At 44.8% G+C, this 26,366-nt stretch carries 23 protein-coding genes and 1 tRNA gene; 14 read left to right on the top strand and 10 right to left on the bottom strand.

The genetic code is table 11. The features are described from left to right. From O3C43_04740 to O3C43_04730, 3 genes are all read right to left on the bottom strand, one after another. Positions 1-795: transposase (locus O3C43_04740; protein MDA1065790.1), on the bottom strand; the 795-nt coding region annotated here is incomplete at its 3' end. Positions 796-992: 197 nt separating this feature from the next. Beyond that, complete coding sequence (locus O3C43_04735) at positions 993-1,265, bottom strand: GIY-YIG nuclease family protein (GenBank protein MDA1065789.1); 273 nt, start codon at positions 1,263-1,265, stop codon at positions 993-995. Between the two features lie 248 nt (positions 1,266-1,513). Next, positions 1,514-1,588: transfer RNA gene (locus O3C43_04730), tRNA-Met, on the bottom strand. A gap of 445 nt (positions 1,589-2,033) precedes the next feature. On the opposite strand from O3C43_04730, the gene O3C43_04725 reads away from it, so the two are divergent. Together O3C43_04725 and O3C43_04720 are read left to right on the top strand one after the other, a co-directional pair. Continuing rightward, positions 2,034-3,896 carry a tagaturonate epimerase family protein gene (locus tag O3C43_04725; GenBank protein ID MDA1065788.1) on the top strand — a complete coding sequence of 621 codons (1,863 nt, stop codon included), beginning with the start codon at positions 2,034-2,036 and terminating at the stop codon, positions 3,894-3,896. Positions 3,897-3,927: 31 nt separating this feature from the next. Continuing rightward, positions 3,928-5,568, top strand: coding sequence for an altronate dehydratase family protein (locus tag O3C43_04720; GenBank protein ID MDA1065787.1), 1,641 nt, complete (start codon positions 3,928-3,930; stop codon positions 5,566-5,568). Between the two features lie 267 nt (positions 5,569-5,835). Here O3C43_04720 and O3C43_04715 read toward each other — a convergent pair whose 3' ends face one another. Further along, positions 5,836-6,483 carry an RluA family pseudouridine synthase gene (locus O3C43_04715; GenBank protein MDA1065786.1) on the bottom strand — a complete coding sequence of 216 codons (648 nt, stop codon included), beginning with the start codon at positions 6,481-6,483 and terminating at the stop codon, positions 5,836-5,838. 119 nt (positions 6,484-6,602) lie between these two features. Here O3C43_04715 and O3C43_04710 point away from each other — a divergent pair, with 119 nt between their 5' ends. Continuing rightward, the gene (locus O3C43_04710; GenBank protein MDA1065785.1) at positions 6,603-8,108 is read left to right on the top strand and encodes a sigma-54 dependent transcriptional regulator; all 1,506 of its coding nucleotides are present in this window, start codon (positions 6,603-6,605) and stop codon (positions 8,106-8,108) included. Between the two features lie 48 nt (positions 8,109-8,156). Here O3C43_04710 and galE read toward each other — a convergent pair whose 3' ends face one another. Continuing rightward, entirely contained in the window at positions 8,157-9,146 is a 990-nt protein-coding gene (gene galE, locus O3C43_04705; protein MDA1065784.1) for a UDP-glucose 4-epimerase GalE, read from the bottom strand. Positions 9,147-9,262: 116 nt separating this feature from the next. Here galE and O3C43_04700 point away from each other — a divergent pair, with 116 nt between their 5' ends. From O3C43_04700 to O3C43_04665, 8 genes are all read left to right on the top strand, one after another. Further along, positions 9,263-10,498, top strand: coding sequence for a beta-ketoacyl-[acyl-carrier-protein] synthase family protein (locus O3C43_04700; protein ID MDA1065783.1), 1,236 nt, complete (start codon positions 9,263-9,265; stop codon positions 10,496-10,498). 16 nt (positions 10,499-10,514) lie between these two features. Then, positions 10,515-10,775: a phosphopantetheine-binding protein gene (locus O3C43_04695; protein MDA1065782.1), complete on the top strand. Its 261-nt coding sequence runs from the start codon at positions 10,515-10,517 to the stop codon at positions 10,773-10,775. Beyond that, the gene (locus O3C43_04690) at positions 10,776-12,203 is read left to right on the top strand and encodes an NAD(P)/FAD-dependent oxidoreductase (GenBank protein MDA1065781.1); all 1,428 of its coding nucleotides are present in this window, start codon (positions 10,776-10,778) and stop codon (positions 12,201-12,203) included. An 80-nt stretch (positions 12,204-12,283) separates the two neighbouring features. Next, positions 12,284-13,756, top strand: a complete 1,473-nt coding sequence (locus O3C43_04685; GenBank protein ID MDA1065780.1) for an FAD-binding protein — start codon at positions 12,284-12,286, stop codon at positions 13,754-13,756. Next, positions 13,757-14,197, top strand: coding sequence for a beta-hydroxyacyl-ACP dehydratase (locus O3C43_04680; protein ID MDA1065779.1), 441 nt, complete (start codon positions 13,757-13,759; stop codon positions 14,195-14,197). It abuts the gene before it with no gap. Between the two features lie 16 nt (positions 14,198-14,213). Further along, the gene (locus tag O3C43_04675; protein ID MDA1065778.1) at positions 14,214-15,038 is read left to right on the top strand and encodes an SDR family oxidoreductase; all 825 of its coding nucleotides are present in this window, start codon (positions 14,214-14,216) and stop codon (positions 15,036-15,038) included. Further along, the gene (locus tag O3C43_04670) at positions 15,035-16,066 is read left to right on the top strand and encodes a 3-oxoacyl-ACP synthase III (protein MDA1065777.1); all 1,032 of its coding nucleotides are present in this window, start codon (positions 15,035-15,037) and stop codon (positions 16,064-16,066) included. Before O3C43_04675 ends, O3C43_04670 begins: the two co-directional genes overlap by 4 nt. 1 nt (position 16,067) lies before the next feature. Further along, complete coding sequence (locus O3C43_04665) at positions 16,068-16,934, top strand: alpha/beta fold hydrolase (GenBank protein ID MDA1065776.1); 867 nt, start codon at positions 16,068-16,070, stop codon at positions 16,932-16,934. A 2-nt stretch (positions 16,935-16,936) separates the two neighbouring features. On the opposite strand, the gene malQ is transcribed toward O3C43_04665, so the two are convergent. The 5 genes from malQ to O3C43_04640 form a co-directional block, all read right to left on the bottom strand. After that, complete coding sequence (gene malQ, locus O3C43_04660; GenBank protein ID MDA1065775.1) at positions 16,937-18,466, bottom strand: 4-alpha-glucanotransferase; 1,530 nt, start codon at positions 18,464-18,466, stop codon at positions 16,937-16,939. Between the two features lie 215 nt (positions 18,467-18,681). After that, positions 18,682-19,782 (bottom strand): signal peptidase I, encoded by a 1,101-nt coding sequence (lepB, locus tag O3C43_04655; protein MDA1065774.1) that lies wholly within the window; start codon positions 19,780-19,782, stop codon positions 18,682-18,684. Positions 19,783-20,003: 221 nt separating this feature from the next. Further along, positions 20,004-21,806: a translation elongation factor 4 gene (gene lepA / locus O3C43_04650; GenBank protein MDA1065773.1), complete on the bottom strand. Its 1,803-nt coding sequence runs from the start codon at positions 21,804-21,806 to the stop codon at positions 20,004-20,006. Positions 21,807-21,908: 102 nt separating this feature from the next. Then, positions 21,909-22,820 (bottom strand): ACP S-malonyltransferase, encoded by a 912-nt coding sequence (gene fabD, locus O3C43_04645; protein ID MDA1065772.1) that lies wholly within the window; start codon positions 22,818-22,820, stop codon positions 21,909-21,911. Between the two features lie 68 nt (positions 22,821-22,888). After that, positions 22,889-23,992: a PilT/PilU family type 4a pilus ATPase gene (locus tag O3C43_04640; protein MDA1065771.1), complete on the bottom strand. Its 1,104-nt coding sequence runs from the start codon at positions 23,990-23,992 to the stop codon at positions 22,889-22,891. A gap of 122 nt (positions 23,993-24,114) precedes the next feature. On the opposite strand from O3C43_04640, the gene dapA reads away from it, so the two are divergent. The 3 genes from dapA to ruvA are packed head-to-tail and all read left to right on the top strand — an operon-like array spanning position 24,115 to position 26,363. Next, positions 24,115-25,011, top strand: a complete 897-nt coding sequence (gene dapA, locus O3C43_04635; protein ID MDA1065770.1) for a 4-hydroxy-tetrahydrodipicolinate synthase — start codon at positions 24,115-24,117, stop codon at positions 25,009-25,011. Then, positions 25,008-25,739: a 4-hydroxy-tetrahydrodipicolinate reductase gene (gene dapB / locus O3C43_04630; GenBank protein MDA1065769.1), complete on the top strand. Its 732-nt coding sequence runs from the start codon at positions 25,008-25,010 to the stop codon at positions 25,737-25,739. The genes dapA and dapB overlap by 4 nt, the downstream gene beginning before the upstream one ends. A 3-nt stretch (positions 25,740-25,742) precedes the next feature. Beyond that, a complete protein-coding gene (ruvA, locus tag O3C43_04625; GenBank protein MDA1065768.1) occupies positions 25,743-26,363 on the top strand; it encodes a Holliday junction branch migration protein RuvA in 621 nt (206 codons plus the stop codon). Positions 26,364-26,366 lie beyond the last annotated feature (3 nt).

The following is a 26,366-nucleotide window of genomic DNA, read 5'->3' as shown; positions in this document are numbered from 1 at the left end:
TGACTTCAGCTCGGCTTCAATCTCGGAGCGCCTTTTCCCCAGGATCTTTAGGCAGGTTCTGAGCCTCAGACTCCACGCCACTTCACGCATTTCTCTGGCTTCGTTCACTCCCAAGGCCATGCAAGCCTTCAGAGCCTTTTCCTCCTTGAGCAGACTCTCCCGAAAGACTTTAGTCCCAAGTGCCCAACCCTTGCTCATCTTCTGGAATTCCATCTCCTTTTGACACGGTTCATCCTCCGCCAACCATTTCAGATACTCCTGGTATTTGCGACGCCCAGCTGGTGTGTCCTTTAAACCACCCGCCGAATCAAGGCAGGTATCCAAGAATAGGCACGGGGGACGCTTGCGCTTGTCCCAAAGTTGGGCGAAGCTGGAAAACCTATAGGCAGGCAAATCCGCCACAGAGCAGATCCCAGCTCTGACCGGATTTAAATGAATGTAATGGCAAAGCCAGCCCAGGCGTTCCGCATCCCCTACCACAATACTCCTATAGCGGCCCTGGAAGATATGTCCGTTCTCTTTACGATAACGATTGAAACGCATCGCGAAGACGCTTTGCAGCCAACGCATCCCCTCACTCAGATTGGGCTCGGGAGTCTCCACAGCAAGATGGTAGTGGTTACCCATTACGCAATAGGCATGCAGGATCCACCCAGAACGTTCGCAAGCTTCAAGAAGCGTATTCTCGAAGGATTTCCTGGCTCCTTCGGTCTCGAACACCCAAGTACGATAATTGCCTCGGTTGATCACGTCGTATAACCCACCCACTTGCTCAAATCTAACTTTCCTGGCCATCAAATAAGGAGAGTATCTATGCACCCATTGAGGGCAATAGTATTAAGTATTGGATTGACCCTTTATACTGACGCTTTAAGTATTGGATTGACCCTTTATACTGACGCCCTTTATACTGACGCCTTAAGTATTGGATTGACCCTTTGTACTGATTCCCCTTTGTACTGATTCTCTGATTCTTTATACTGATGGACCCTTTATACTGATGTCTTTATACTGATGTGAGCAAACTGCCGTCCGGATCCAGATTTTAAATAAGCCTCGAAAGCATGGGCTTTTTCTTTATTTCGAAACCTAACTACTGTTTCGATCTTCCATGGTCTGTATTTTGAAGTATGAGGAACGCCGCCAATGTTGTGCTTTTTTAGCCGCATAGCCAAATTGGTTGTGCAACCTGTGTAATGCCGACAGGGATCCTTTTCACATACGAGTATGTAAACGTAGAAAAAATCTGATTCTGAGGATGGCATGCCAAGCCGTAGTCTTCGAGCAGCGGTTGTGGGAATTTACGATTGGTCCGCCTTCGCCCTACCGGGCTTACGGCGTGAAATCCTTCTCTTTACGCTGCGCTCAAAGCGAAGGATGGTGTCAAGGGGCAGTTTCGAGGAGCGAATGCGACGACAACTATTGCCGTAGGCAATACATTGTCAACGATGCCCGTCCCAGCGCCAGGCACAATGAAAAGCCCCCGCTATTGCGGAGGCTATGGAAAGAGAAATGGTGTCAAGGGGCAGAGTTGAACTGCCGACCAAGAGCTTATGAGTCTCCTGCTCTACCACTGAGCTACCCTGACAATTTTGAAAAATGGGATGAAAGGAGTAATCTAATCTAAGTCAATCCAAACGTTTCAAACGCCTTCGAAAGTGCAAGATAATCTAATATAAATAAGTGTGTAATGAGAATTTGTATAGGATTTGGAAACCGCTCAAAATTTGAACTCACGAAAACGCACTTCCGAAGGCTAAAACCGACATGCGCGTAGAGCTGTGTTCGAGCCCGCAACCCGTTTGGTCACGTAGTTATCTACGCTCCCGCTCTTGCTTGCAGACTGCGCCTTCCGTCGTCGCCTAAAGGCTGTGCCGAGACACGTGCTCTACATCACATCTTGATTTTTTGAAACATCAGGATGAAGTCCCGACAAGTAAAATGAACTGGAGGATTCTCATTGGAATTTCATATTTAAGTAGAATTTTCTTTGAAACTCAAAGCGGTGTGCACATCTTTGCCTTTTTAAATCTATGAGTGCCATTAATTCTTTCTTACTCGAGAACCGATTGAGGATCTCAAACAACCCCTGTATCAGTCCTGACTTTTGTCTGGATTGGGCTTCATTGCAGGCAAATATTGCTTCGAATAATTCCATTACAGAATATCCAGCAAGTAAGTTTACGACAGTAGCTGGACTCTGGAGTTTGGTTGAGGATGCCGCCGGAGATCATGCCTGGTGTTTATTAGCTGCCGAAGGGGATGGACTTGGTCTTTTGGCCGACGGTGTCGTTATAGGTTCGAAAACCTATTTTCCGGCGAGCTTTGAAAACCTGATCAAGGTTAAGAATATTGCTCAGGAATGTGCTTGCGAGTGCACTATTTTCCCTCGGACCTCCGATCAATTGGGAAGTAGCACCCTGGGAATCGGTGCTCGATTTACGACGCTTCATTGGTCGGGTGTTGACTGGGCGATGGCCAATCTGGGGATTGGAATGACAGCCAATCAAAACAGCATTCCTCGCGAGCTGGTTTACGACGTGAACGTCATGCTGGCGGATGAATTGGAAACAGTGCCTTTTCCGTTTATTGGAACAGATGTGCCGGAAGGTCACCAAGGGCAGTCGGTTGAGGGAATGAGTCATGGTTGTGTATTAGCCAAACTAAAAACCGGCTTTCACCAACGACGTATTTCCTGGAGCTTTAATGCGGATCACCAGCCGATCGGTGGTAAATTCGATGGCCGTGAAGATGCGTTGGTATCGGGATGCCTGTTTGCTTCCTACATTACATTCGATCTATCGCCTGAGTTGTCCTTAACCAAAATTTCTGAATCACAAGAATCCCGGGAATGCTACGTGAAGACTGAGATTGATTCGTTTCTTGTTTCAACAGTACGTAAACGTGTTGCGGAAGTAGGCATTGATTTAAATGAAGCACGATTCAATGAGTTGCTTTGCTATGTATGGCCTTCAATGAAGAAAATGAAGGTGCGTGATGGAAAGTATCGAATTGCTCGAGAGAAAGCTTTTTCAACGGTAGTCGGCAGGGCTTACTTACGAGAGTTGTCAATCGATGAACTACCTGGATTAACCACTCAAGAGACCACGGCCATTATGCTGGCGCTTTGCGAAGCAATGGACATGCCGGTTAATTTTGTGGCTCCTGCTTTCGGTTTTCAAAAGAACACGCCGTATCCTGATAACGAGAAACTTCGATCGATGATCGAAAAGCAATGGGTGGTATGTAAAGCCTTTGGCGTTAGCATAGGGTTTCATTCCGGTTCTGGAAAATCTGCAGAGAATTACCAGGTTATGGGACAGGTAACGGATCAAAATCTCGAAATCAAAACGAGCGGACGGTACACCTACGAAATGGGAGTTGCGCTGAGCGAGTCGTCGGATGCCGGTGACTTGAAACTCTGGAATGATTGGTATCAATTCACTATTCAACTCGCGGTTGAGGGCGCTTTTAGCAGTGATGAAACAGAGAAAAAAATGGCTCGGGAGTTTATTGTTAATGCACTCAATCTTGAGAAAGCTGATACGAATGTTTTTGAATCCAAAACTACTTGCCTGGCTTCCCTGGAATCTCTGACACCCAATCCGAATCATATGTTTTGGTTCGAATATAATTTCCTCTACGTGTTGGCTGCTGAAGGCCGGGCAGAGAAATCGGCACTGGGCGATCATTCCCCAGCCGGCTACAATCAACGGTCTAGATTTTATTCGATTAGCGATGAAGGCAGATTACGGTACGCAGTGAAAGTTGCCGAATACATCCTGTTTCTGGCTGAAACAACCGGACTGGCGACAAAAGACAATTGCGAAACTGCATCGACTAAGTTGAAAGCCTATAATTCCTTTGCAAATTTTGTTGCGGACATTTCCGCCTAAGCGCTTTCGTTATTAAGACCAAAAATTCTTCATGAAAAATACTATCGTCATAGATCCGCGTGACACCGTAGCTGTCGCTTTAACCGATTTACAAGCAGGTACTTATGTATCTGATGGAGTAACTGCCATTGAGACTATCAAAGCAAAGCACAAGGTCGCGTTGCGCGATTTCCAGAAAGGAGACCGGGTGCACATGTATGGTGTAACCGTGGGAGTAGCAGAGACTGACATTCCGGTAGGCGGCTTAATAACCATTAAAAATCTTAAACACGAAACGGATACTTATTCCGCTGAGAGCCGTGCAAGTGCGCCAACCTGGCAAGCACACGATGTCTCAAAATGGGAAGGGCGGACCTTTAACGGCTATCATCGTTCAGATGGACAAGTTGGAACTCAGAATGTGTGGTTGGTCGTTCCATTGGTTTTTTGTGAAAACAGAAATATCAATGTAATGCGGGAAGCGATTTCCGAAACGCTCGGCATGGGCCAGCGGAGCCGCTACGAAGGTTTATTCAAACGCATGGCCTATTTGCGGGAACAGGGAGCGCCTCCCGAAGTTTGGTTAGCAGAAGAATTACCCTCTGAAAAGAAGGCAAGTAGCCGACCATTTCCAAATGTAGACGGCGTTAGATTTCTTCTACATGGTGCTGGCTGCGGTTCGGTCCCCTCGGATTCTCATACGCTTTGTGGGTTACTTGCAGGATACATTACTCATCCGAATGTGGCTGGAGCCACGGTGTTGAGTTTGGGTTGTCAGCAGGCAGAAGTGTGGCGCCTGGAAGAAGAGATCAAAAAGCGGGATCCGAATTTTGATAAACCGCTTCATATTCACACCCAGCAAAAAACTGGATCTGAGCAGGCGATGCTCACTCAGGCCTTAAAGGAGATTTTTGTTGGTCTTGATCAGATCAATAAACTGGAACGAAAACCAGCCCCACTATCCAAGCTGACCATTGGATTGGAGTGCGGAGGCTCCGACGGTTTTTCCGGCTTATCGGCAAATCCAGCCCTGGGTCACATGTCAGACACGCTGGTCGCTTTGGGCGGCAAGCCCATCTTGGGAGAATTCCCTGAACTCTGCGGAGTTGAGGGAGAGCTCGTCAGTCGCTGCGTTTCGGATTCAGTGGCCAAACGATTTCAGGATCTGATGAATATTTATTCTCAACGTGCTGAAGAGGCTGGCTCTGGATTTTACGCCAATCCTTCTCCTGGCAATATTGCGGATGGATTGATAACTGACGCCATCAAGTCCGCCGGGGCAGCCAAAAAGGGCGGAACCTCTCCTATAGTCGATGTTCTCGATTACCCGGAATGGGCCACGAAACCAGGACTCAATCTGCTTTGCACACCCGGCGGAGATGTGGAATCGACGACCGCTCTGGCAGGTGCGGGTTCGAACATCATTATTTTTACCACAGGACTGGGAACCCCCACGGGGAACGCGGTGGCACCGACCATCAAAATGTCCACCAACACTGAGCTGGCGAAAAAGATGAGAGATATCATTGATTTCGATGCCGGACCGATTATTCGTGGAGAAAAAACCATTGAGGAAATGGGCGACGAGCTTTTCGAAATGGTGATTCAAGTTGCCAGTGGAGAAATGAAGCCTTCAGCGGTCCGCCTGGGTCAGGAAGACTTTCTACCGTGGAAACGCGGGATATCGCTGTAGAAACCGGTCGGATGGTGATCCGGCCAGAATTTACGGATTTGCAATTGTAGGGGTTTACGTGTCTCGGCGAAGCTCTTGAGCGAAGACGGATCCCTCGATTCTCCAGGAGATTGAAATAAAGATACGTTTGGGCGAAGAAGGGGAATGAAAGAGTTGGGCGACACTCTTGGAACAGTCGGATGGTTTCGAGGATTTGGGAGGCTTTAATGCGATCGCGGCGTTCCATCCGTCGCCTTGCAGGCTGTGGAGGACTAAAGAAAGCCGCTCCTACCCAATTTCAAGTGGGCAGTCTTTCAACCAGTGTGTATGCCAATAATCCGGAAGGGGAGCCGTGATAAGTAAAGAGGCTTTGCTGACCGGATGCTGAATTCTAAGCTGTGAAGCATGAAGCGCCATAGACGGTTGATCTTCAGTTCTGGAACCGTAGAGGCCATCACCGGAAACGGGACAGCCGTGAAACAGGCAATGCAGTCGTATTTGATGGGTGCGGCCGGTTTTGGGCAATGCCTCAAGCAGGCTTCTTTTATTCCAAAAGGCAAGTCTTCGAAAAGTGGTTGTAGAGTCCTTTCCTTCAGTTGAATTGGCCATTTGCTGCTCGTCGGTTCGGAGGATCTTCGTTTGGACACGATTCCAGCCTTTGTCCCATTCACCGTCTACGCAAACCAGGTAGGTTTTACGAACCTGGCGCCTGGCAAATTGCTCAGAGATTGCGGATAGAGCTGCTTTATTTTTGGCAAACACCACAACCCCCGTGGTGTCTTTATCCAATCGATGGCAGGCATGAACGGGTTTTCCCAGCTTGGAGGACAATATAGTGCTGAGTGACTCCAGTCCATTCCTGGCAGGCCCTTCAACGATAAATCCGGGTTTCTTGTTTATAACAAGCAGGTGGTCGTCTTCAAAAATGGGGTCCATGATTATTTGCGCAATTTGTTGGCAAGATATGAGAATTGACCCACGTTTGGTTTAGCTTATGCAATGGCAAAATTCCTGCTGTAGTTGAATGAAATAACTACCAACCCAATATCGCCAAAATGGAAGATAGCTCTGCCAAAATCCTGATCATCGATGACGACGATGAAATAAGATATTCATTAACCCGGGTATTACAGAACCATAAATTTAAGGTCGTCGAAGCTGGAAGCGGAGAAGAAGGGATAAAAGTCGCTGCCAAGGAAAAGCCTGACGTCATTTTCCTGGATAACCGGATGAACGGCATATCAGGCTTGGAAACCCTCCAGCATTTGATGAGCGATAATGACAGTTATCACGTAATAATGATGACTGCTTATGGGACCACTCAGACAGCCATCGAAGCGATGAAATTCGGTGCATTCGACTACATCATGAAACCCTTCGATATGGAGAAAGTGATGTCGCTTATTGGCAATGTCCTGAAAGCAAAGGCAGACCGTGAAAGCACGGAAGATTACAAACCGTTGCTTAACAGTGATGACTACAAAGAAGGAATTGTGGGTAGCTCAGAACCCATGCAGGAGGTTTTCAAGCAAATCGGCCAAATAGCTGCGAGCGAAGTTTCGGTCCTCATTACGGGTGAAAGTGGAACCGGTAAAGAGTTAATAGCGAAGGCGATTTGCCAGCATAGTCTGCGCTCAGGTGGCGCTTACATAGCAGTCAATTGCGCAGCCATTCCAGAGAACCTCATTGAAAGCGAACTCTTTGGTCATGAAAAAGGCTCTTTCACGGGCGCAGCTCAAATGCGGAAAGGAAAATTTGAACTCTGCGACGGCGGCACGATCTTCCTTGATGAAATCGGAGACATGGAATTGTCCACTCAAACCAAGGTACTTCGTGTTCTGCAGGAAGGAGAAATTCAACGAGTAGGAGGGAGTGAGACCATTAAGGTGGATGTTCGCCTCGTCACGGCCACCAACAAAAACCTCGAAGACCTGGTAGCGAAAAAAGAATTCAGAGAGGATCTCTATTATCGCCTGAATGTCGCACGTATACGACTGCCGAATTTAAAAGAGCGAAGTGCAGATATTCCTGAGCTCATTGACTTCATGCTGCAGAGATTAGCGAAACGGGGGCGAAGCAAGGTGCAAAGAATCAGCTCCGACGTGCAGTCTCTACTGGTTCAATATCCCTGGCCGGGAAATGTAAGAGAACTGGAGAATATTGTTAATCGTGCCTCAGTGATTTCGCAGGGGGATACCATTTTACTAAAGGACTTACCTTCGGAAATCCGTGAATGGGCTGAGACAAACAACCTCGAAAGTAAAACCGCAACTAACCCTCCGTTTGCACCTTCTGATACCGAAACTTCCGTTGGTCCGATTTCGTCGAAAGAAACCCAGGTTACATCTTCTGATATATCCTTGGGTGAAGTTTATTTGCTGCTTTATTCCAAGCTCAGGGCCGAAGGACAGGAGAGTATTTTGAATAAGATTGAGAAAGCTATGATTGAAAGCGCCCTGGATGAGACAAAGGGAAATCAGGTCAAGACTTCATCCATTCTCGGTATTACACGAGCGACTTTACGCAAAAGAATCGAACAGTTTCGCGAGGAAGGAAGCTAGGAACCTGCTTTGATTCCGATTACGCCGATTCAGGCGAACCGGTGTGAATTAGTCACCGTAACCGTTAGGATGTGTGGAGTGCCAGTTCCAGGCCGTTCTGACTATCGACTCGAGGTCGGGATATTTTGGTTCCCAGTCCAACGTTTTCTTTGCCAAGGTAGAGTCAGAATATAGCGAGGGAGGATCCCCTGGGCGTCGATCTGCATATTCAATGAGTACTGTTTTTCCACTCACTTTTTCGACCGCTGCAATGACTTCTTTGACAGAGGATGGATTACCAACTCCGAGATTCAGAAAAAGCTGCGTTCCTGGCTCGTTGAGTAATCTGAAGGCTGCTATGTGCGCTCTTGAGAGATCATCCACATGAACGTAATCTCTCAGGCAGGTGCCATCTGGAGTTGGGTAGTCTGTTCCAAATACTTTGAGGGAAGGTCGTTGGCCCATGATTGCCTGAATCGCAATGGGAATCAAATGAAGCTCAGGGTGGTGATCCTCACCGATACTCCCGTCTTCAGCCGCCCCGGCCGCGTTGAAATACCGGAAAACAGCAAATCGAAAGTCTTCGGCTTGAGCATGGGCTTTTAACAGATTCTCAATATCCAGTTTGGTCTGGCCGTACGGGTTAATCGGCACCTGCGGCATCGTTTCCACAATGGGAGGATTCTCCACCACGCCAAAAGTTGCACAGGTTGAACTGAAAATGAATTTATTCACACCTGCCCGTTTCATGGCATTCAACAGCTGAATAGTCCCAGCGACATTGTTGGTGTAGTATTTTAATGGTTCCGCAACACTCTCACCGACTGCAGCATAGGCTGCAAAGTGCATTACAACGTCAATATTTTCATTTTCAAGTATAGGCTGAACGAAGGACACATCCCCCAGATCTCCTTCATAAAAGGGAATCTCCGGAGAAATTGCACCTCGATGTCCCAGGACTAAATTATCCAAAACAACCGGCTCATGGCCTGCTTTTACAATTTGTCTGACGCAGTGACTACCGATGTAACCGGCTCCTCCTACTACAAGAATTCTCATTAGGTAATTTGGTAGATTTGCAAAGTGAGCAAAATCGGATCAGAAGACTATATGCTGGGCAATATTAACCTTTAAATTTGCCAAATCTTTAACTTACATCGACCGTTTGCATTAGAATGTCCCAACATCGAATCGTCATAACTGGCATAGGCCTGACTGCACCCAACGGAAATACCTTGGATGAGTATCGCAGCAATTTACTCAATAAAGTTTCAACTATCCAAAATATCGAAACCCGCTATATGGGTACCGTGCACGCGGGTGTATGTGACTTCGATCCGTTGAAATACCAGACCAAGAAATCCGTCAGGATAGGAACTCGTGCTGCAAGTATCGGGATTTATTGCGCCAACGAAGCAATCCGCGACTCAGGTATCGATTGGGAGAATTTTGATAAAAGTCGAGTAGGAGTATACGTTGGGACAACCGAGCATGGAAATGTAGAAACTGAAAATGAGATTTTTAACATCTCACAGTATAACTATGATACACGCTTCTGGACGCATCACCACAACCCCAGAACAGTGGCCAATAACCCCGCTGGTGAGATAACCATCAATTTAAAAATCACGGGCCCACATTATGCCATTGGTGCCGCTTGCGCTGCTGGAAATGCGGGGCTTATTCAGGCTTGCCAAATGCTTCAGCTCGAGGAGGTCGATTTTGCCCTGGGTGGCGGAGTCAGTGAAAGTATTCATACTTTCGGGATATTTGCGGCATTCAACAGTCAGAATGCCTTAGCCAAGCACGAGGATCCTACAAAAGCTAGTCGACCATTTGATATGAGCCGCAATGGTATTGTGGTCAGCGAAGGAGGTTGCCTGTATACGCTGGAGCGCCTGAACGATGCCAAAGCACGTGGCGCAAACATCATTGCGGAGGTAGCGGGATGGGCCATGAACTCCGACGCCACTGATTACGTATTACCCAATCCGGAACGACAAGCTCAGTGCATGCGCATAGCTTTGAATCGTGCAAAAAAGAACGTTGAAGCCATTCAAATCGTAAACACTCACGCAACTTCCACCAAGCAAGGTGATATTCAGGAATGCGAGGCAATTAATGCTGTTTTTGGCAAAAGCGACTCCACTTACATTAACAATACCAAGAGCTTTATCGGGCATGCCATGGGAGCGGCCGGTGCGCTCGAATTGGCAGGAAATATCCCGTCTTTCCGAGATAAAATGGTCCATCCTACAATTAATGTTGACGAGTTGGACCCCCAATGCAACGTGGGAAAGCTTGTGATCGGAGAACCCGTGGAACTGGACCGCGTGGATGCCATTTTTAACAACTCATTTGGCATGCTAGGTATCAATTCCTCTCTCGTGGTGACGCGATTTCATGACTAAGCAGATTTTAAATACAATGACCAAAGACGGCATCAAAAGTATCGTTTTAAAGATAATCGCAGAAATTGCTCCAGACGAAGATTTATCAAGCATCGCTCCAGAAGTGCGACTGAGAGATCAGCTGGAATTGGATTCCATGGATTTTTTGGATATTGTAATGGAACTGCGTAAACAATACGGAATCGAGGTCCCTGAAACAGACTACCAAGAGCTCGCTTCACTCGACAGCTGTGCTAACTACCTCGAGCCTAAGTTCGCAGCCTTACAAGGCAGCTAATTGAACTCAAGCAAGGCTAAGCCATCAAAAGACCACTATGAGGTGGTTGTCATCGGTGCCGGAATGTCCGGTATGGCAGCCGCCATACGCCTGGCTCATTTTGGCAAAGACGTTTGTCTACTTGAACGTCACAATGTAATCGGCGGCCTAAATAGCTATTACAGCATAGCTGGTAGAAAATATGACGTAGGGCTGCATGCGCTGACAAACTTTGTGTCGCCTGGCGTGAAAGGAACTCCCTTGGGCAAAATTCTTCGTCAACTCAGGATTTCGCGAGATGAACTCGATCTCAATCCACAGAAGTTTTCCCGGATCGCGTTTCCAGGCATAAATCTGAAGTTTGGCAATGAATTCACATTGCTGGAAGACGAAATTGCCCGCGAATTTCCGGACCAGACGGATGGCTTCCGATTACTCTTAAGGAAGATCTCAGAATGGGACGACAATCAATTAGAATACCCTGATGTATCAGCCCGAAGCGTAGTCGCTGCGTGTTTAAGCAATTCGATTCTCATCGAAATGTTATTTTGTCCATTGATGTTTTATGGGAACGCTCGCGAGCATGATATGGAGTTTGGACAGTATGTCATTCTGTTTAAGTCGCTCTTCTACGAAGGTTTCGCCCGTCCTTTTGAAGGAATTCGATTAATGCTCAGAGTCATTAGGGAGAAGATGAAGGAAACAGGAGTTGAGCGTTGCATGAAACTCGGGGTCAAATCGCTACGATCTGAGGGCAAAAAGGTTTCTGCTCTGGAACTAGATAATGGAAGGATGATTACTGCGGATAAGGTAATTTCCTGCGCTGGTTGGCCTGAAACTCTGAGCTTATGCGAAGACAGAGAAAAGGAAACCAACCTCGGTCAACTGAGCTTTGTTGAAACGATTAATATCCTTAAACGTCAACCGAAGGATTTAGGAATCGAAGATACTATCATTTTCTTTAACGACGCTGAGACCTTTGAATTTGCCCGACCAAAAGAACTCGTCGACGTGAGGAGTGGGGTGATTTGTATTCCAAACAATTACGACTACTCCGGTGACAGGCAATTGAATGAAGGCATTGTCCGCTTTACTGCTCAGGCAAACTTTGATGCATGGAGATCGTTAGACGAAAATACTTACATGAAAGAGAAGGCCCACTGGTTTGATGAGCTCAGTAAAGTTGCGTGTAAATTTTTACCTGTTGGTTCTTTTGAATCAATAAAAGAAGAATCCATCGCAACAGATATGTTTACTCCTACTACCGTAAACAAGTTTACCGGAAGATTCGGCGGCGCTGTTTATGGTTCACCACTTAAAAACAAGTCGGGACGAACCCACCTGGACAATCTTTTCCTGTGTGGCACTGACCAAGGATTCCTGGGAATTGTGGGAGCAATGCTAAGTGGAATTACCATAGCCAATCTTTATGGTCTAAGCGATGACTAGCTATTTCGTTGGAAAGCAAGCAACCGGTCAGTGACTTTCCCTTTACGGCTTACACTTTTCCTGAATGATTCCATCCAAACATGGCGAAAGATTGGTTAGAAGGCGTTGAAGACGAATACGATGTGGTCGTAATTGGCAGTGGGCTTGGTGGGCTCTCTGGAGCTAACTATCTGGCTAAGAATGGACATAAAGTCCTGCTATTGGAGCACCATTACCAATACGGCGGATTGGCGACATGGTTCAAACGACCTGGTAGGCACATATTTGATATATCACTGCATGGGTTTCCATTTGGAATGAAAAAATCTTGCCGCAAATATTGGACCACCGAAATCGCTGACATGATCGTCCAGCTCAAGCATGTCCGATTTGTTAATCCGCAATTCAATATTTGGACAACTTTTGATCGAATTGATTTTACGGACAAACTGGTAAATATTTTCGGCCTTGAACTCGAGAAAGTTGAAGCCTTTTACGACCACCTTCGTGGAATGGATTTCTTCGATAAGGATGATCGGACGACCGGTGATTTATTTGAAGAGTTTTTCCCTGGAAGAACCGATGTGCATCGGCTTCTCATGGAGCCTATAACCTATGCCAACGGATCAACTTTGAATGACCCCGCAATTACTTATGGAATAGTATTCTCGAATTTCATGAGTAAGGGCGTTTTCACATTCAAATGTGGAACGGACGTACTTATTGGGAAGATGGTCGAAGAAATGGAACATAACGGCGTGGAATTGCGGAAGAATGTATTAGTTGAAAAGATACAGGTCGAAGGTCCGGATGGACTTAAGCGTATCACAGGTGTTATGGTTCGGTCCCGCAAAAGTAAGGAGCCAAGGCTTATTAAAACCAAGGCGGTACTTTCAAACGCAAACGTGATTGGTACCATTAAAGATTTGGTTGGAGAAGAGAACTTTTCCCCAGAATTCCTTGAAAAAGCTCAGCCTGTTCGGATCAATAGTAGCTCTTGTCAGGTCTACATAGGGATAAAAGAGGGCGAAGAAATACCCGACATCGGAGATTTGGTATTTTGTTCTGAATCCAAAGAATTCAGTAGCGACGAATTGGTTGCCCTAAATACAACCAGCAGAACATTTTCTGTTTATTATCCAGATACTCGCCCTGAATCAGGACGTACAACCATTGTTACTTCGATCAACGCAACCTACGATGAGTGGACAAATCTCAGTGACGAGGATTATCAAATGCACAAGGCAAGAATGATAGAAGAGTCTTTAGTCGCGCTTGAAAAATTCATTCCGGATGTGCGACAAAAAATCAGCCACCTGGAAGCGGCAACGCCGAAAACAGTAGAAGCTTATACGCGGCATCCTAGCGGAACCAGTTTCGGAACTAAATTTGAAGGTTTGCCCGTCTCTTTGGAATTGCCCGAACAAATTGCTGGCCTTCATCATGCTGGTTCTGTCGGAATCATCATGTCGGGATGGCTCGGTGCCATTAATTACGGTATCATCACCGCGAATAAGATGGATAAATTCCTGTACAATTTGAAAAAGAATAATCTCAAATCCATTTCCATTTAAATGCCAGCAACTTCAGAAGTTCTAAGATCCATTCCGCATCGACCGCCATTTTTATTCGTCGATGAAGTTCTGGAAATGCGTGATGACGGAGCTACAACGCGATTAACCGTTAAAGAAAACTTCGAATTTTTTGAAGGGCATTATCCAGGTAATCCTATCATGCCAGGAGTTATTATTTGTGAAGCTGTTTTCCAGAGTGCCGCGGTATTCCTGGTTAAGAAATACTCAGGAAACTATGAGAATAAGAAAGTGACTCCAGTTCTTGGGCGCATCCTGAATGCGCGTTTTAGAGAAATGGTAAAGCCAGGCGACATCTTAACCATCGAAGTGAGTATTCAAGAGAAAGTGGGTATGTTTTTCATATGCAAAGGTGTCGTTAAAAATGGTGAAAAACGAGCGTTGAATATTGAATACACCTTAGCCCTCAAGGACGAAGATTAACCCTGGAATACGAAAAATGAGTTTTTTAAGAATGCAGGGCAGAGTTATTCTCGTAATGGGAGTAGCGAACAAAAAATCTGTTGCTTATCATATAGCAAAAACCCTGGAAGATGAGGGAGCCACCGTTGTCTACAGTGTTCGCTCCCAAGCACGAAAAGACAGCCTTGATAAGTGGTTATCAGGAAAGCCGGTCTATATCTGTGATGTCGAAAACAAAACGGAAATCGAATCCCTTGCTGGAGAAGTGAGTTCTGATTTTCCGCAAATAGATGGTATTGTTCATTCTATTGCTTTTGCTAACTACAGCGAAGGGATAAAACCATTTCATGAAACGAGTCGCGAAGACTTTTTACAAGCTACGCAAGTGTCCTGTTTCAGTATCGTGGAGGTGGTTAATGCGTTTAAACCATTTCTATCGGTGGATGCTTCTGTTTTGGCCATAGGCATTTCATCTCATCTCGTGACTGCTGAAAATTATGGATATATGTCTCCGATAAAAGCCGCGCTTGATGGTACTATGAGGTATCTGGCCAAATCATTTAGCAAGGATTCGAATGTTCGTTTTAATACCGTAAATCCCAGTTTACTCAAAACAAGTGCGTCTGCCGGTATCCCCGGTTACCTGGAAAGCTATTTGTTTTCAGAAAAAATAACCTTTAGAGGTGAAGCTGTAAAAACCCAAGAAGTTGCCGATGTAGCTGTATTTTTATTAAGTCCAAGATCAAGCGGCATTAATGGTGGAAGCCTCAAGGTCGATGCCGGGATGGACTGCAATTATTTTGACAAGGAAGTTGTTCGATTGGCGATGCGTCCAGAAACTAAAGGCGATCAAAACGTATGAGATTTGAACAAGTAGCCATTGAAGCGATTGCCTACGATACTCCTCCTGAAGTTCTTTCCTCGGATGAGATTGAGGATTTCCTGAATGATACTTATCAACGACTGCGTTTACCGAAAGGACGCTTGGAATTGATGACCGGGATTCAGGAGAGAAAGTTTTATCCTATTGAAACTCTTCCCTCAATGATCAGTGCCAAGGCCGGAAGAGCGGCCATGCAGAAAAGTCGTTTTGAGCGAGATGAGTTTGACCTTGTTGTGCATGCAGCCGTTTGCCGCGATCGCATGGAACCTGCAACCGCCTCTTATATCCATGGTCAGTTAAAGCTTAGCCCCAAAGCGCAAATCTGGGATCTCTCGAATGCCTGTTTGGGGTTTTTGAATGCCATCACTTTAGTCGGAGGAATGATAGAATCTGGTCAAATTGAGCGGGCATTAATATGCTCAGGGGAAAATGGAAAATCCCTTATGGACTGGACTTTGGCAGAGTTGAAAAAACCAGAGCAAACGCGTAAGTCTGTTAAACCTTATTTTGCAAATCTGACCATTGGTGCCGGCGGTGTTGCAGCCGTTTTATGTAAAGCTGATTTGGCTCCTGAATGCCCCAGAGTTTTGACCGGAACCGTTCGAACGGACTCGACAAGTAATTTGCTTTGTGAAGGAGGATCTTCGGGGCAAGGCGAGCTTCAAATGCTGACTGATTCCGAAGAACTCCTGAAAACAGGAATTCAGTTAGCGCAGTCAACCTGGTCTGCATTTATGGATGAGAGCGGTTGGAATGGAAACAGCATCGATCGATTTGTTTGTCATCAAGTTGGTTCTGCACACAGGCGCCAGTTGTTCGAATCCCTGAATCTTGATTTGGAAAAGGATTATATCACCTATCCAAACTGGGGCAACGTCGGATCCGTTTCCTGCCCGTTGACATTAGCAAAAGCTATTGAAGACAGAGTTATTTTGCCGGATGAGAAAGTTGCAATTTTGGGGATCGGTAGCGGACTCAGTTGCTTAATGTTAGCCTTACAATTCTGATTTGGAAATTCCTGATCATATTCGAACTGAGTACCCTTTCAGTCCTAATTGGTTTACGACCGGAGCTCAAAAACTTCATTATGTAGACGAAGGGCAGGGGAGTGCGGTGGTGATGATGCACGGGAATCCCACCTGGTCCTTTTACTATCGAAATGTAATAAAGTGCCTTAAAACCAATCACAGATGCTTAGCTTTAGATAATATAGGCTGTGGGCTTTCTGATAAGCCCCAAGATTATGAATACACGCTAAAGCACCATATTGAAAATGCCGTGGGGTGGATCGAAACCCTTGAATTGGAATCATTCGATTTGGTCGTCCACGATTGGGGTGGGGCGATAGGAATGGGTGTTGCACAAGCGCTTTCAAAAAGAGTTCGGAAAATCGTTATTTTGAACACAGCTGCTTTTTATATGGATAGAATTCCAAAGCGAATTGCGGTTTGCAAAATTCCAATCATTGGGGATTTGATCATTCGAGGTTTCAATGGATTCGCCTGGCCTGCAACCAGGATGGCTGTTTCAAAGGCTTTAACAAAGGAAGTCAAAGATGGATATTTGCTTCCTTATAATAATTGGAAAAATCGAATTGCTAACCTAAGGTTTGTTCAAGACATACCAACTAATTCAAATCAGGAAACCTTCAAGGTTCTGGAGGCAATTGAAACGTTTTTACCCAAATTAAAGGGACATTCAGTTCTTATAGGTTGGGGGCTTAAAGACTTCTGTTTTGACGAAGTGTTTCTTGAGAAGTGGAAGAGCATTTTCCCGTCGGCCGAAGTATTCGCGTATCCTAAATCAGGACACTACATACTTGAGGACGAAAAAGATACTTTGATTCCAGAAATCAGACGTTTTCTGACTGAATAAAATCAACGTCCGTAGAGAGAGCTTAAACCAGCCAAGTATTCAGCGCTTTCGTTGTTGAGAAGTTCTAATTGCCAAGACTGGTAACGCCATTGCCAATTCCCTAACGCTTTACCCGGTTCATTCATCCTTCCGGAACTGTCCAGACCCATTAAATCCTGTAGCGGAAGAATAGCCAAATTGGATGCAGATCGATATGAAGATCTTATGAAATCCCAACCGACAGCATTCCCTGGCACATCAAAGTAACGTTGAACATGGCTTTGAATACTTTCCCCAGCGCTTTTGAACCATCCAATTGTGGTATCATTATCATGAGTACCTGAATAAATTACCGAGTTTTTATCGAGGTTATGAGGCAAGTACAAGTTGTTACTATCACCGCCAAACGCGAATTGTAAAACTGCCATTCCAGGCAATCCAGTATCGTGAAGAAGCTTTCTGACTTCAGGTGTAATAAGTCCGAGGTCTTCGGCTATAATTTTAGCTTTGGGAAGGGCCTTATGAATCGCATTAAAAAACTCCAATCCCGGGCCGGCAACCCAACCTCCTTCTGCCGCAGTTTTTGCATCGGCTCGTATGGACCAATATGACTCAAATCCTCTGAAATGATCTATGCGGACTATGTCGTAGAGTTTGAGTGAAGCTTTGAAACGGTTAATCCACCAGATGAATTCGTCTTTCTTGAGTTGGTCCCAATCATAAAGAGGATTTCCCCAGAATTGACCGTCTTTAGAAAAGTAATCCGGAGGGCAACCAGCTACGGCTTTTGGTTTAAACGAACGTTTATCAATCTGGAAAAACTCCGGATTGCACCAAACATCTACACTATCAAGTGCAACGAATATGGGAATATCGCCAATAATCTGGATTCCTTTGTCGTTGGCATAACTTTTCAATTTAGACCATTGAGAATAAAACAAAAACTGGAAGAATTGGTGTGATTCAGCCGATAACAATACATCCGGCGTAAGATCTTTTTGTTTAATCGTTTTATAAGCACGAAACTCCTTGGGCCAATTTAACCAGGAGCGACCATCGAAATTATCCTTTAATGCCATAAACAAACCGAAAGGCTCCAGCCAATCTGCTTCCTTTTTCTTGAAGGTCTCAAAGTTCTTCTGAAGGTCTTTCCATTGATTGGAGGAGCTTTTGTATTTTGAGAATGCTTTACGGAGGACGGGCCATCTATATTCGTACAATAACCCAAAGTCCGTGCGACTTCCCGGCATAAACCTGAATGACTCTAAATCTTTTGTTTCCAGTAATTCTATGGCAACGAGGTCTTTTAGATTAATCAGGTATGGATTTCCCGCAAATGCTGAAAAGGTTTGATAAGGTGAGTCTCCAAATCCCGTCGGCCCAAGAGGGCAAACCTGCCAATACTTCATTTGGCATTTTTCCAGAAAATCTATAAACGCATAAGCGGAGTGATCCAAGGTTCCGATTCCTTGATCTCCCGGGAAGGAAGTCGGATGTAGAAGAACCCCTGAGCCTCGCTCTTTTAGCCAATTAAATAATGGTGGTCTATTCACTTAATAATTGAAGATTGTTAATCTAATAAAATAGCCGAAAACCTTGTCAGGTTTAATTTGAGTAGGAGAGAATATGTATAAGTCACAATAAAAACGTGCTATTTCGGTAAACGAAAAATATTAGACATAATATATATTGTGCGTTTTATACCTTGGCTTGATTCCGAACTGGTTTTGGGTTGTTGAGGTCAGAAATTTGACATTGTTAAAAGCGATTAATTCGCCAATCCCCAGCGATGGGTAAACGGATAATAGATAAACATTGCTCGACCAACCATCTCCTTTTTAGGGACAAAGCCCCAATAACGACTGTCGGAGCTGTGTGGTGAATTGTCACCCATAGCAAAAAAAGAGTCATTGGGAATAGTAACCGTCTCCGTAGGGTTACTCAGGTACCGCATTGAGGAAGAATTTCGGTATGAGTACCCTGCGTAGTTGTATACTTGCTTGGCATTTTTATCGAAAGCATCCGTTCCGGTTATTAACTCACCATTCCTGTATAATTCCGGAGCTTTCACCTGCAGCACATCACCAGGTACTCCGACGAGGCGTTTAATGTAGTATTTGTCGTCACCTACATTTGGAATATTTCCAGTTTTAAAGACAATAGCATCTCCAACATCTGGTCTAATGAAATGGTAAGAAATCCGGTCAACAAACAATGCATCTCCAGTATGGATTGCAAATGAGAGTACATTATCTCCTTTTTCTACTGTCTTTCCGGTTCGCACGTATGCAGCCCCTTTATGCATAACAACTCTTTCTCTTTGAAATCTTAACTCCTGTATCAAATCATTCCAGTCACCTTCATTGTCAGGGAAAAAAGCATCCATGAAAACCTCTTGCGGATGAAATTCTCCGGGAACCTTGAAGCTCACCTCAGTATTGCCCACCAACAAAGAGTACTGATTCAATCTAGTCGGCAGCACTAACCATTTTCTTCCTGGAACCTGTTCAAAATCATTTATCGGTAAGAGAATCTCTCCAGATACAGGTGCTGAAATTTCGCGTCGAACCGAACCCCACGCCAAAAAAGTAGCAATCTTACCCAAAGGACCGGGAGCATCTTCTTCTTCATATACCTCGTGCGTCATTCCGTTATATGAGGGATACATTGAATTCGTGGGAATTTTAAAGGGTTGTAGGAAAAAAGTGCGAATCGCCAAGGCGACTATGGCTGCTACAAGAAACATTTCGGCATTTTCTGCCCAAAAATTTTGCGGATAAAAATACCCGCCAACTCGCTTTAAGGCTTTTTCCAGTTCTTCAGAAGCCAAACGAACCTTTCCCCAGTCTTCTTCTCCTTTAATCTTCAAGGCCTTATTGAGCGCCAAGGAGGTCTCATGAAGTTCCTTCATATCAACCTCATCGATAAGGTCTTTCCTGAAGTGGTATATCTTTTCAGCTAATCTCAACCAGTTTTCGGCTTTTTCCCGGAGTTTTTTATGGTTATTTTTCTTCATGAAATAATTTACCTAAAAGATTTATCAGAGGTTAAACCGATGGCAGCCTAAATGTTTACAGATTAAAATTATTACTAGGTACTGCTTTTAAGAATATCAATAAAGGCTTCTTGGGGAATTGAAACTTTCCCAATTTGCTTCATACGTTTTTTGCCTTCTTTTTGCTTATCCAGAAGTTTTCTTTTTCGCGAAATATCTCCTCCATAACATTTCGCGGTAACATCTTTTCTAAAAGCACTCAGCGTTTCGCGAGCAACAACTTTACCGCCAATCGTTGCTTGCACCGGAATCTTAAACATTTGCCGCGGCAGAATATCTTTCAACTTCTTGCAAAGCTCCCTGCCTTTACCTTCGGCTTTGTCGACGTGCACAATGGAAGAAAAAGCATCTACCGGTTCCCCATTAACCAGAATGTCGAGTTTGACCAATTTAGATCTTTGGTATTCTGCAAATTCGTAATCCATGGAACCGTAGCCCTTGGTTATGCTTTTTAGTTTGTCATTAAAATCAACGAGCACTTCATTAAGGGGCAATCGACAGGTTAACATAAGGCGTGTTTCATCCAACGTCTCCGTATGTTCACAGAGCCCGCGCTTATCCATAACCAACGCCAATATGTCGCCGATATATTGTCCAGGTATGTGAATCGTAGCCACAATCATCGGCTCTTCAATATATTCAATAGTTTCCGGATCAGGCAAATTCACCGGATTATCCACCTGCAGGAATTGATGATCGGTTGTTTTTACTTTGTAAACAACACTTGGATACGTGGCGATGATATCAACATCATACTCCCTTCGAATTCGCTCCTGGATAATTTCCATATGAAGTAATCCCAAAAAGCCACACCGAAATCCAAAACCCAATGCTACAGAGCTTTCAGCCTGAAACGTAAATGCAGCATCATTAAGCCTCAACTTTCCCATGCTTGATTTTAGTTTCTGATAATCGGATGTATCGAGAGAATATATACCGCTGTAAACCATAGGACGGATCTCTTGATAGCCTTCGAGCATTTCTTTTGCCGGATCTTTGTCCAGAGTGACAGTGTCGCCCATTTTAATATCCGAGACTGCTTTGATGTTCGTCACAATATAACCGGAATTACCGGCCGTCAGTTCATCGACCTCCTTCATTCCAGGTGTAAAGATCCCTACTTCCTTTATCTCAGCTTTGACGCCATCCTTCATCAAAATGATTTTATCACCACCTCTTAGTCTGCCCGAAAAAATCCGAACATAACAGATAACCCCCTTGTAAGAATCGTAAACTGAATCGAAAACCAAGACTCGTGTTTGTGGATAATCAGCAAGTCTTGGCGGTGGCACGTGTTTTACGACCGCTTCAAGAATTTCTTCAATCCCTATCCCCTCCTTCGCGCTTGCCAAAACCGCTTCTTCAGCTGGGATCGCCAAAATATCTTCCAGTTGTTTCAAGCAAAGTTCAAGATTTGCACCAGGTAGATCGATTTTATTGATAACCGGAATTATTGCGAGATTCTGGGCAACAGCTAAATGCGCATTGGCGACGGTTTGAGCCTCTACACCCTGAGCTGCATCAATAAGTAGAAGAGCTCCTTCCGCGGCAGCCAGGCTTCGGGAAACTTCATATGAAAAGTCTACGTGTCCGGGTGTATCAATCAGATTAAAGCGGTAGGTCCGGCCGTCTTTTGCGGTATAAAGCATGGTAACCGGGTGGGATTTTATGGTAATACCACGCTCTCGCTCTAAGTCCATCGAGTCGAGCAGCTGCTCCTTCATTTCCCGCTTAACCACTGTTTGAGTGCTCTCTAGCAAGCGATCAGACAAGGTTGTTTTGCCGTGATCAACGTGAGCGATAATACAGAAATTGCGGATATCTTTTAATGGATACATTTTTGGGTCATTTACCTCCCCGTTTAGCAGCAGTACCGACAGGAAATAAACGCACGAATTGGACGGAAAAAATGAACCTAAGCAAGGCTTTTCCCTGATTGGTCACGAATGCTTGAAATCGTCAAATTCCTGAAATGCCTCGACTTCCATTTCTCGGTCAATTCGTTTAGCAAGACTCTTAAGAATACCCCCCATGCCGCATTCAGCAAATTGTGTGATACCGGATTTCGATTTTGCGGCTAACATGCAATCTTCCCACAGTACCGGAGAAACCACCTGCTTAACTAATTTCCCTTTTATTACTTCCGGTTCTTGAGTCGCCGATGCGTCTACATTAGAGAATACTGGAATTATTGGGACGCGGAAGCTGATTTCTTTCAAATAACCTTCAAATGCAACGCGCGCTGGTTCCATAAGGCGACTGTGGTAGGCACCTGCTACCGTGAGAGGCATCAGGCGCTTAAATCCCCTACTCTTTCCGGCTTCGACTGCTGCATCAACGTTTGAAGCTTCACCTGAAATTACAATTTGGCCTGGGCAATTCAAGTTAGCCATGTCGACATCGAATTCATCCGCCAGGGCTTTAACATCTTCTCTGCTTCCTCCTAGCACACTGGCCATGCCGCCATTAGTTTGTTCGCATGCCATTTGCATGAGTCTACCACGCTCCGCGACAATTTGAAGTCCCACCTCGAAATCATAGACCCCGGCCACAGCTAACGCTGTCAATTCCCCTAAGCTCAGTCCTAGCGCAGCGGCTGGTTGCTCTTCAGGACTCGAATTCTTCCACAAGGCATGACAAACCAGTCCATGAACGTAGAGTGCCGACTGACAAATATTTGTCTTTGTCAATTCGTCCTGAGGACCCTCAAAGCATACCTTGGAAAAATCATATCCCAGTACTGCGTTTGCTTTGTCGTAAAGCTCTCTTACAAGTGAGCTGTTTTCGTAGAGGGATTTCCCCATCCCGACTTTTTGAGCTCCTTGGCCTGAAAATAGTAAACCTGTTGGCATATTCGCCAATCAGGCATCAGAATTTCCTGATGCGATCAACTAAAAAGACTCCAAGCATAAACCTCGTCTTAAGAAACAATACCGCCTGTACTGAGGAAAATACCTTTCAGGTTCATTTCCAATGCTTTCGCATTAGGCGAGAATTTCAAAGCATCATTCTTACTGATTAATCCCTCTTGAACCAGATGATACAGGCTTTGATTAAATGTGTTTGAACCGTTTTCCTTTCCTGCTTCCACCACCGCTGGAATTTTTTCAAACAAACCTTCCTCGATTATATTCTTTCCCAAAGAATCAATTACAAAGGTTTCGATGGCTGGGTACCGGGTATCGCCCTCAAGCGATGGAACCAGCTTTTGTGTGCAAACTGCCCTGAGTGAACCTGCGATTTGGCGACGCATTATTACTTGCTGATCAGGAGGAAAAAATTCGAATACTCGTTGAATGGCCGCCTGAGATCCAGATGAGTGTAATGTTGATAGTACCAAGTGACCTGTCTCAGCTGCCGATAAAGCAGTTTCGAAGGTTGTCTTATCACGCATTTCTCCAATTAGGATGATATCTGGATCCTGTCGTAACACAGCACGCATACCTTGCGAAAAACTCGGGGCATCGATTCCTATTTCACGTTGATTAAAAACGGACTTTCTATCATCAAAATTGAATTCAATAGGATCTTCCAACGTTACGATATGACGATTCAGATTATTATTTATCCAATTCATCATAGACGCCAAAGTGGAAGACTTACCGGATCCGGTGGCTCCACAAATCAATACTATTCCATCTTTTAATTGACAGAGATTCTCCAAGACTTCCGCGTTTGAAATATTCAAATCGTCAAAAGTTGGAGCCTGGTCCTTAACATGGCGAAACACTATACTGACGCTGCCTCGTTGGAAAAATCCATTTACTCGAAAGCGACCAATTCCAGAAATGGAATAACTATAGTCGATTTGTCCATTGTGTTCCCAATCTTCCTTGAACTTGAATGGCACAGTTTCAGCAATGAAGTCCCTTGTTTCGGCCGCACTTATTGGGTCCATGTCGACTTCTTGAAGAACACCGTTGAGACGCAAGATTCCAGGCTTGTCAGATTTGATATGGATATCACTGGCTTCGTTTTCAACTGCCAGTTTGAGGAGGCTATTGATTGTATCTTCTGCGCTCATAATGGGTGGATAAGAATGTTTTGAAGGGTTAATAGACTGGAGATGCAGCTAGACTAAAGAGTTGCTTGATTTTTCTAATGAAACCAAACCTACTCCCTATAATAAAATAAACAGAAAGTAATATGGCTCACAATTTTTACGGCGTCCTTACAGCAATGGTTACTCCTTTTAAGGATGGAAATGTCGATTGGGATGGTTTAAAATCCTTTACCGAGTGGCAAATCGAGCAAGGAGTCCAAGGCTTGGTTCCAGTTGGCACGACTGGTGAGTCTCCTACTCTGGATCATACCGAACATTCAGAAGTTGTTGAAAGTGTAGTTAATACGGCCTCTGGAAGAATTCCCGTAATTGCAGGAACAGGCTCCAATTCAACCAGGGAGGCCATTCATCTTACGAAATTAGCGCATAAGGCCAATGTTGATGGGATGCTTGTCGTTACACCTTACTACAACAAACCCAGTCAAGAAGGCCTTTTTCAACATTTTGGGGCCATAGCTGAGTCTACCGATAAACCCATCGTTTTATACTCAATCCCTTCCAGATGTGTGATTCAGATAGAGGTCGATACTCTTGTCCGATTGCGAGATAAGTATCCCCATATCCATACCATTAAAGAATCAGGTGGAAAATGTGAGCGTGTTTCCGAAATCCGACAAGCGCTTGGAGATGATATGACCATTCTTAGTGGAGACGATAGCCTCACTCTTCCATTTATGTCTGTTGGCGCAAAAGGGGTTATTTCTGTAGCATCCAATCTTTGTCCGAAGCCGGTTGTGGACATGGTAAGTGCCGCTCTAAATAATGACTATGAGACTGCCAAATCTATTCAGGAACTTCTCTTTCCTCTTTTCGTAAATCTCTTTGTTGAACCCAACCCGGTTCCAGTGAAAGTTGCCATGAAAAACGCAGGTATAATTCAAAGCGCCTGTGTGCGACGTCCGCTTTGTTCCATCTCAGAAAGCAACTACAAGATCGTAAGCGAAACGGTTAACACGCTTAACGCAAAACTCGAAGTATGAGCCTAAATATTTTAATACAAGGAGCACTCGGCAGAATGGGTGAAGCTTTAAGAAAGGCCGCGGATGAAAAAGGTCATACAATAGTAGCTGGAATTGATATAGGTGATTGTGCCGAAGATTTTATTGAAGGTGTAGATCTTGCCATAGATTTTAGTCACCATTCTGCCACAAAGGAATTGGCTGTTTGTGCAGGAAAATATGGCGTTCCAATAGTGATAGGAACTACGGGACACTCAGAAGAGGAAAAGACTGCCATATTGGAGTCGCTTAAGTCTGTGCCAATTGCATGGGCAGGTAATTATTCCTTAGGTGTTAATTTGCTTTTTTACCTCACTCAAAAAGCTTCGGAAATCCTGCCAAATAACTATGACGTGGAAGTCACCGAAATGCATCATCGATTTAAAAAGGATGCTCCAAGCGGAACGGCCGAAAATTTAATCGAACGAATAAAAACTGCTTCAACTCGTTCGGATCACAAATTGATACATGGCCGGGAAGGAATCATTGGCGAAAGAACGGAACGAGAAATCGGTGTTCATAGTTTGCGTGGAGGAGATGTGGTTGGAGACCATACAGTAATGTTTTCAACTCCAGGTGAACGACTGGAGCTAACTCATAAAGCATCGGACCGAATGATTTTTGCAAAGGGGGCTATCCATGCAGGAGAATGGCTCATTAATCAGAAGCCCGGTCTCTATAATATGCAGGATGTGCTTGGCCTTAAATAATCGATGATAGCGTCTCTAAACGGTATTGTTGTCGAAAGCAGACTTTTGCAGGTCGTCATTGAGGCTGGAGGCGTCGGCTATGAGGTCAATGTCCCTATAACAACTTCCGAGAAGCTTCCAGGACTTGGACACCAGGCTAAATTGTATACATACGCAGTTTATCGTGATGATGCGCAGGCACTTTATGGGTTTATAAACCGAAGCGATAGAGAGTTTTTTAAACTTCTTGTAGAGAAAGTGTCCGGTGTTGGTCCGAAAATGGCACTCACTTTGTTTTCAAAATTGAGTGTTAAAATGCTTGAGGTAGCCATAATCAATGAAGATGCAACATTGCTGTCTCAGTGTCCAGGGATTGGCAAAAAAACGGCGGAAAGGCTTATTATTGAGCTTCGCGATAAAGTTAAAGGCGGTTTTGGTTCTCAACCGATTCAAGGGAAAATTGGCAGCCTCGGACCTTCCGTCGAAGGTGACGCAGAGGCCAGCAAGTTCCAGGACGCAATATCTGCACTTATTGCTCTTGGTTACAAACTGAACGAAGCTGATAAGGCAGTAAATCGAGCTATAAATAAACTAGGACCTTCTGTCAGCGTGGAAGAGCTAATTAAAGCAGCCCTAAATCCTTAGTAG

Source organism: Verrucomicrobiota bacterium (assembly GCA_027622555.1).
Taxonomy (GTDB): domain Bacteria; phylum Verrucomicrobiota; class Verrucomicrobiia; order Opitutales; family UBA2995; genus UBA2995.
The sequence above is the reverse complement of the archived record's forward strand: the minus strand, read 5'-3'. Positions and strand labels throughout refer to the sequence as shown.

Coding starts and splice junctions, on each gene's coding strand:
- O3C43_04735 (MDA1065789.1), bottom strand. CDS start 1,265: ATGCCATCCTCAGAATCAGATTTTTTCTACGTTTACATACTCGTATGT.
- O3C43_04725 (MDA1065788.1), top strand. CDS start 2,034: ATGAGTGCCATTAATTCTTTCTTACTCGAGAACCGATTGAGGATCTCA.
- O3C43_04720 (MDA1065787.1), top strand. CDS start 3,928: ATGAAAAATACTATCGTCATAGATCCGCGTGACACCGTAGCTGTCGCT.
- O3C43_04715 (MDA1065786.1), bottom strand. CDS start 6,483: ATGGACCCCATTTTTGAAGACGACCACCTGCTTGTTATAAACAAGAAA.
- O3C43_04710 (MDA1065785.1), top strand. CDS start 6,603: ATGGAAGATAGCTCTGCCAAAATCCTGATCATCGATGACGACGATGAA.
- galE (MDA1065784.1), bottom strand. CDS start 9,146: ATGAGAATTCTTGTAGTAGGAGGAGCCGGTTACATCGGTAGTCACTGC.
- O3C43_04700 (MDA1065783.1), top strand. CDS start 9,263: ATGTCCCAACATCGAATCGTCATAACTGGCATAGGCCTGACTGCACCC.
- O3C43_04695 (MDA1065782.1), top strand. CDS start 10,515: ATGACCAAAGACGGCATCAAAAGTATCGTTTTAAAGATAATCGCAGAA.
- O3C43_04685 (MDA1065780.1), top strand. CDS start 12,284: ATGGCGAAAGATTGGTTAGAAGGCGTTGAAGACGAATACGATGTGGTC.
- O3C43_04680 (MDA1065779.1), top strand. CDS start 13,757: ATGCCAGCAACTTCAGAAGTTCTAAGATCCATTCCGCATCGACCGCCA.
- O3C43_04675 (MDA1065778.1), top strand. CDS start 14,214: ATGAGTTTTTTAAGAATGCAGGGCAGAGTTATTCTCGTAATGGGAGTA.
- O3C43_04670 (MDA1065777.1), top strand. CDS start 15,035: ATGAGATTTGAACAAGTAGCCATTGAAGCGATTGCCTACGATACTCCT.
- lepA (MDA1065773.1), bottom strand. CDS start 21,806: ATGTATCCATTAAAAGATATCCGCAATTTCTGTATTATCGCTCACGTT.
- fabD (MDA1065772.1), bottom strand. CDS start 22,820: ATGCCAACAGGTTTACTATTTTCAGGCCAAGGAGCTCAAAAAGTCGGG.
- O3C43_04640 (MDA1065771.1), bottom strand. CDS start 23,992: ATGAGCGCAGAAGATACAATCAATAGCCTCCTCAAACTGGCAGTTGAA.
- dapA (MDA1065770.1), top strand. CDS start 24,115: ATGGCTCACAATTTTTACGGCGTCCTTACAGCAATGGTTACTCCTTTT.
- dapB (MDA1065769.1), top strand. CDS start 25,008: ATGAGCCTAAATATTTTAATACAAGGAGCACTCGGCAGAATGGGTGAA.
- ruvA (MDA1065768.1), top strand. CDS start 25,743: ATGATAGCGTCTCTAAACGGTATTGTTGTCGAAAGCAGACTTTTGCAG.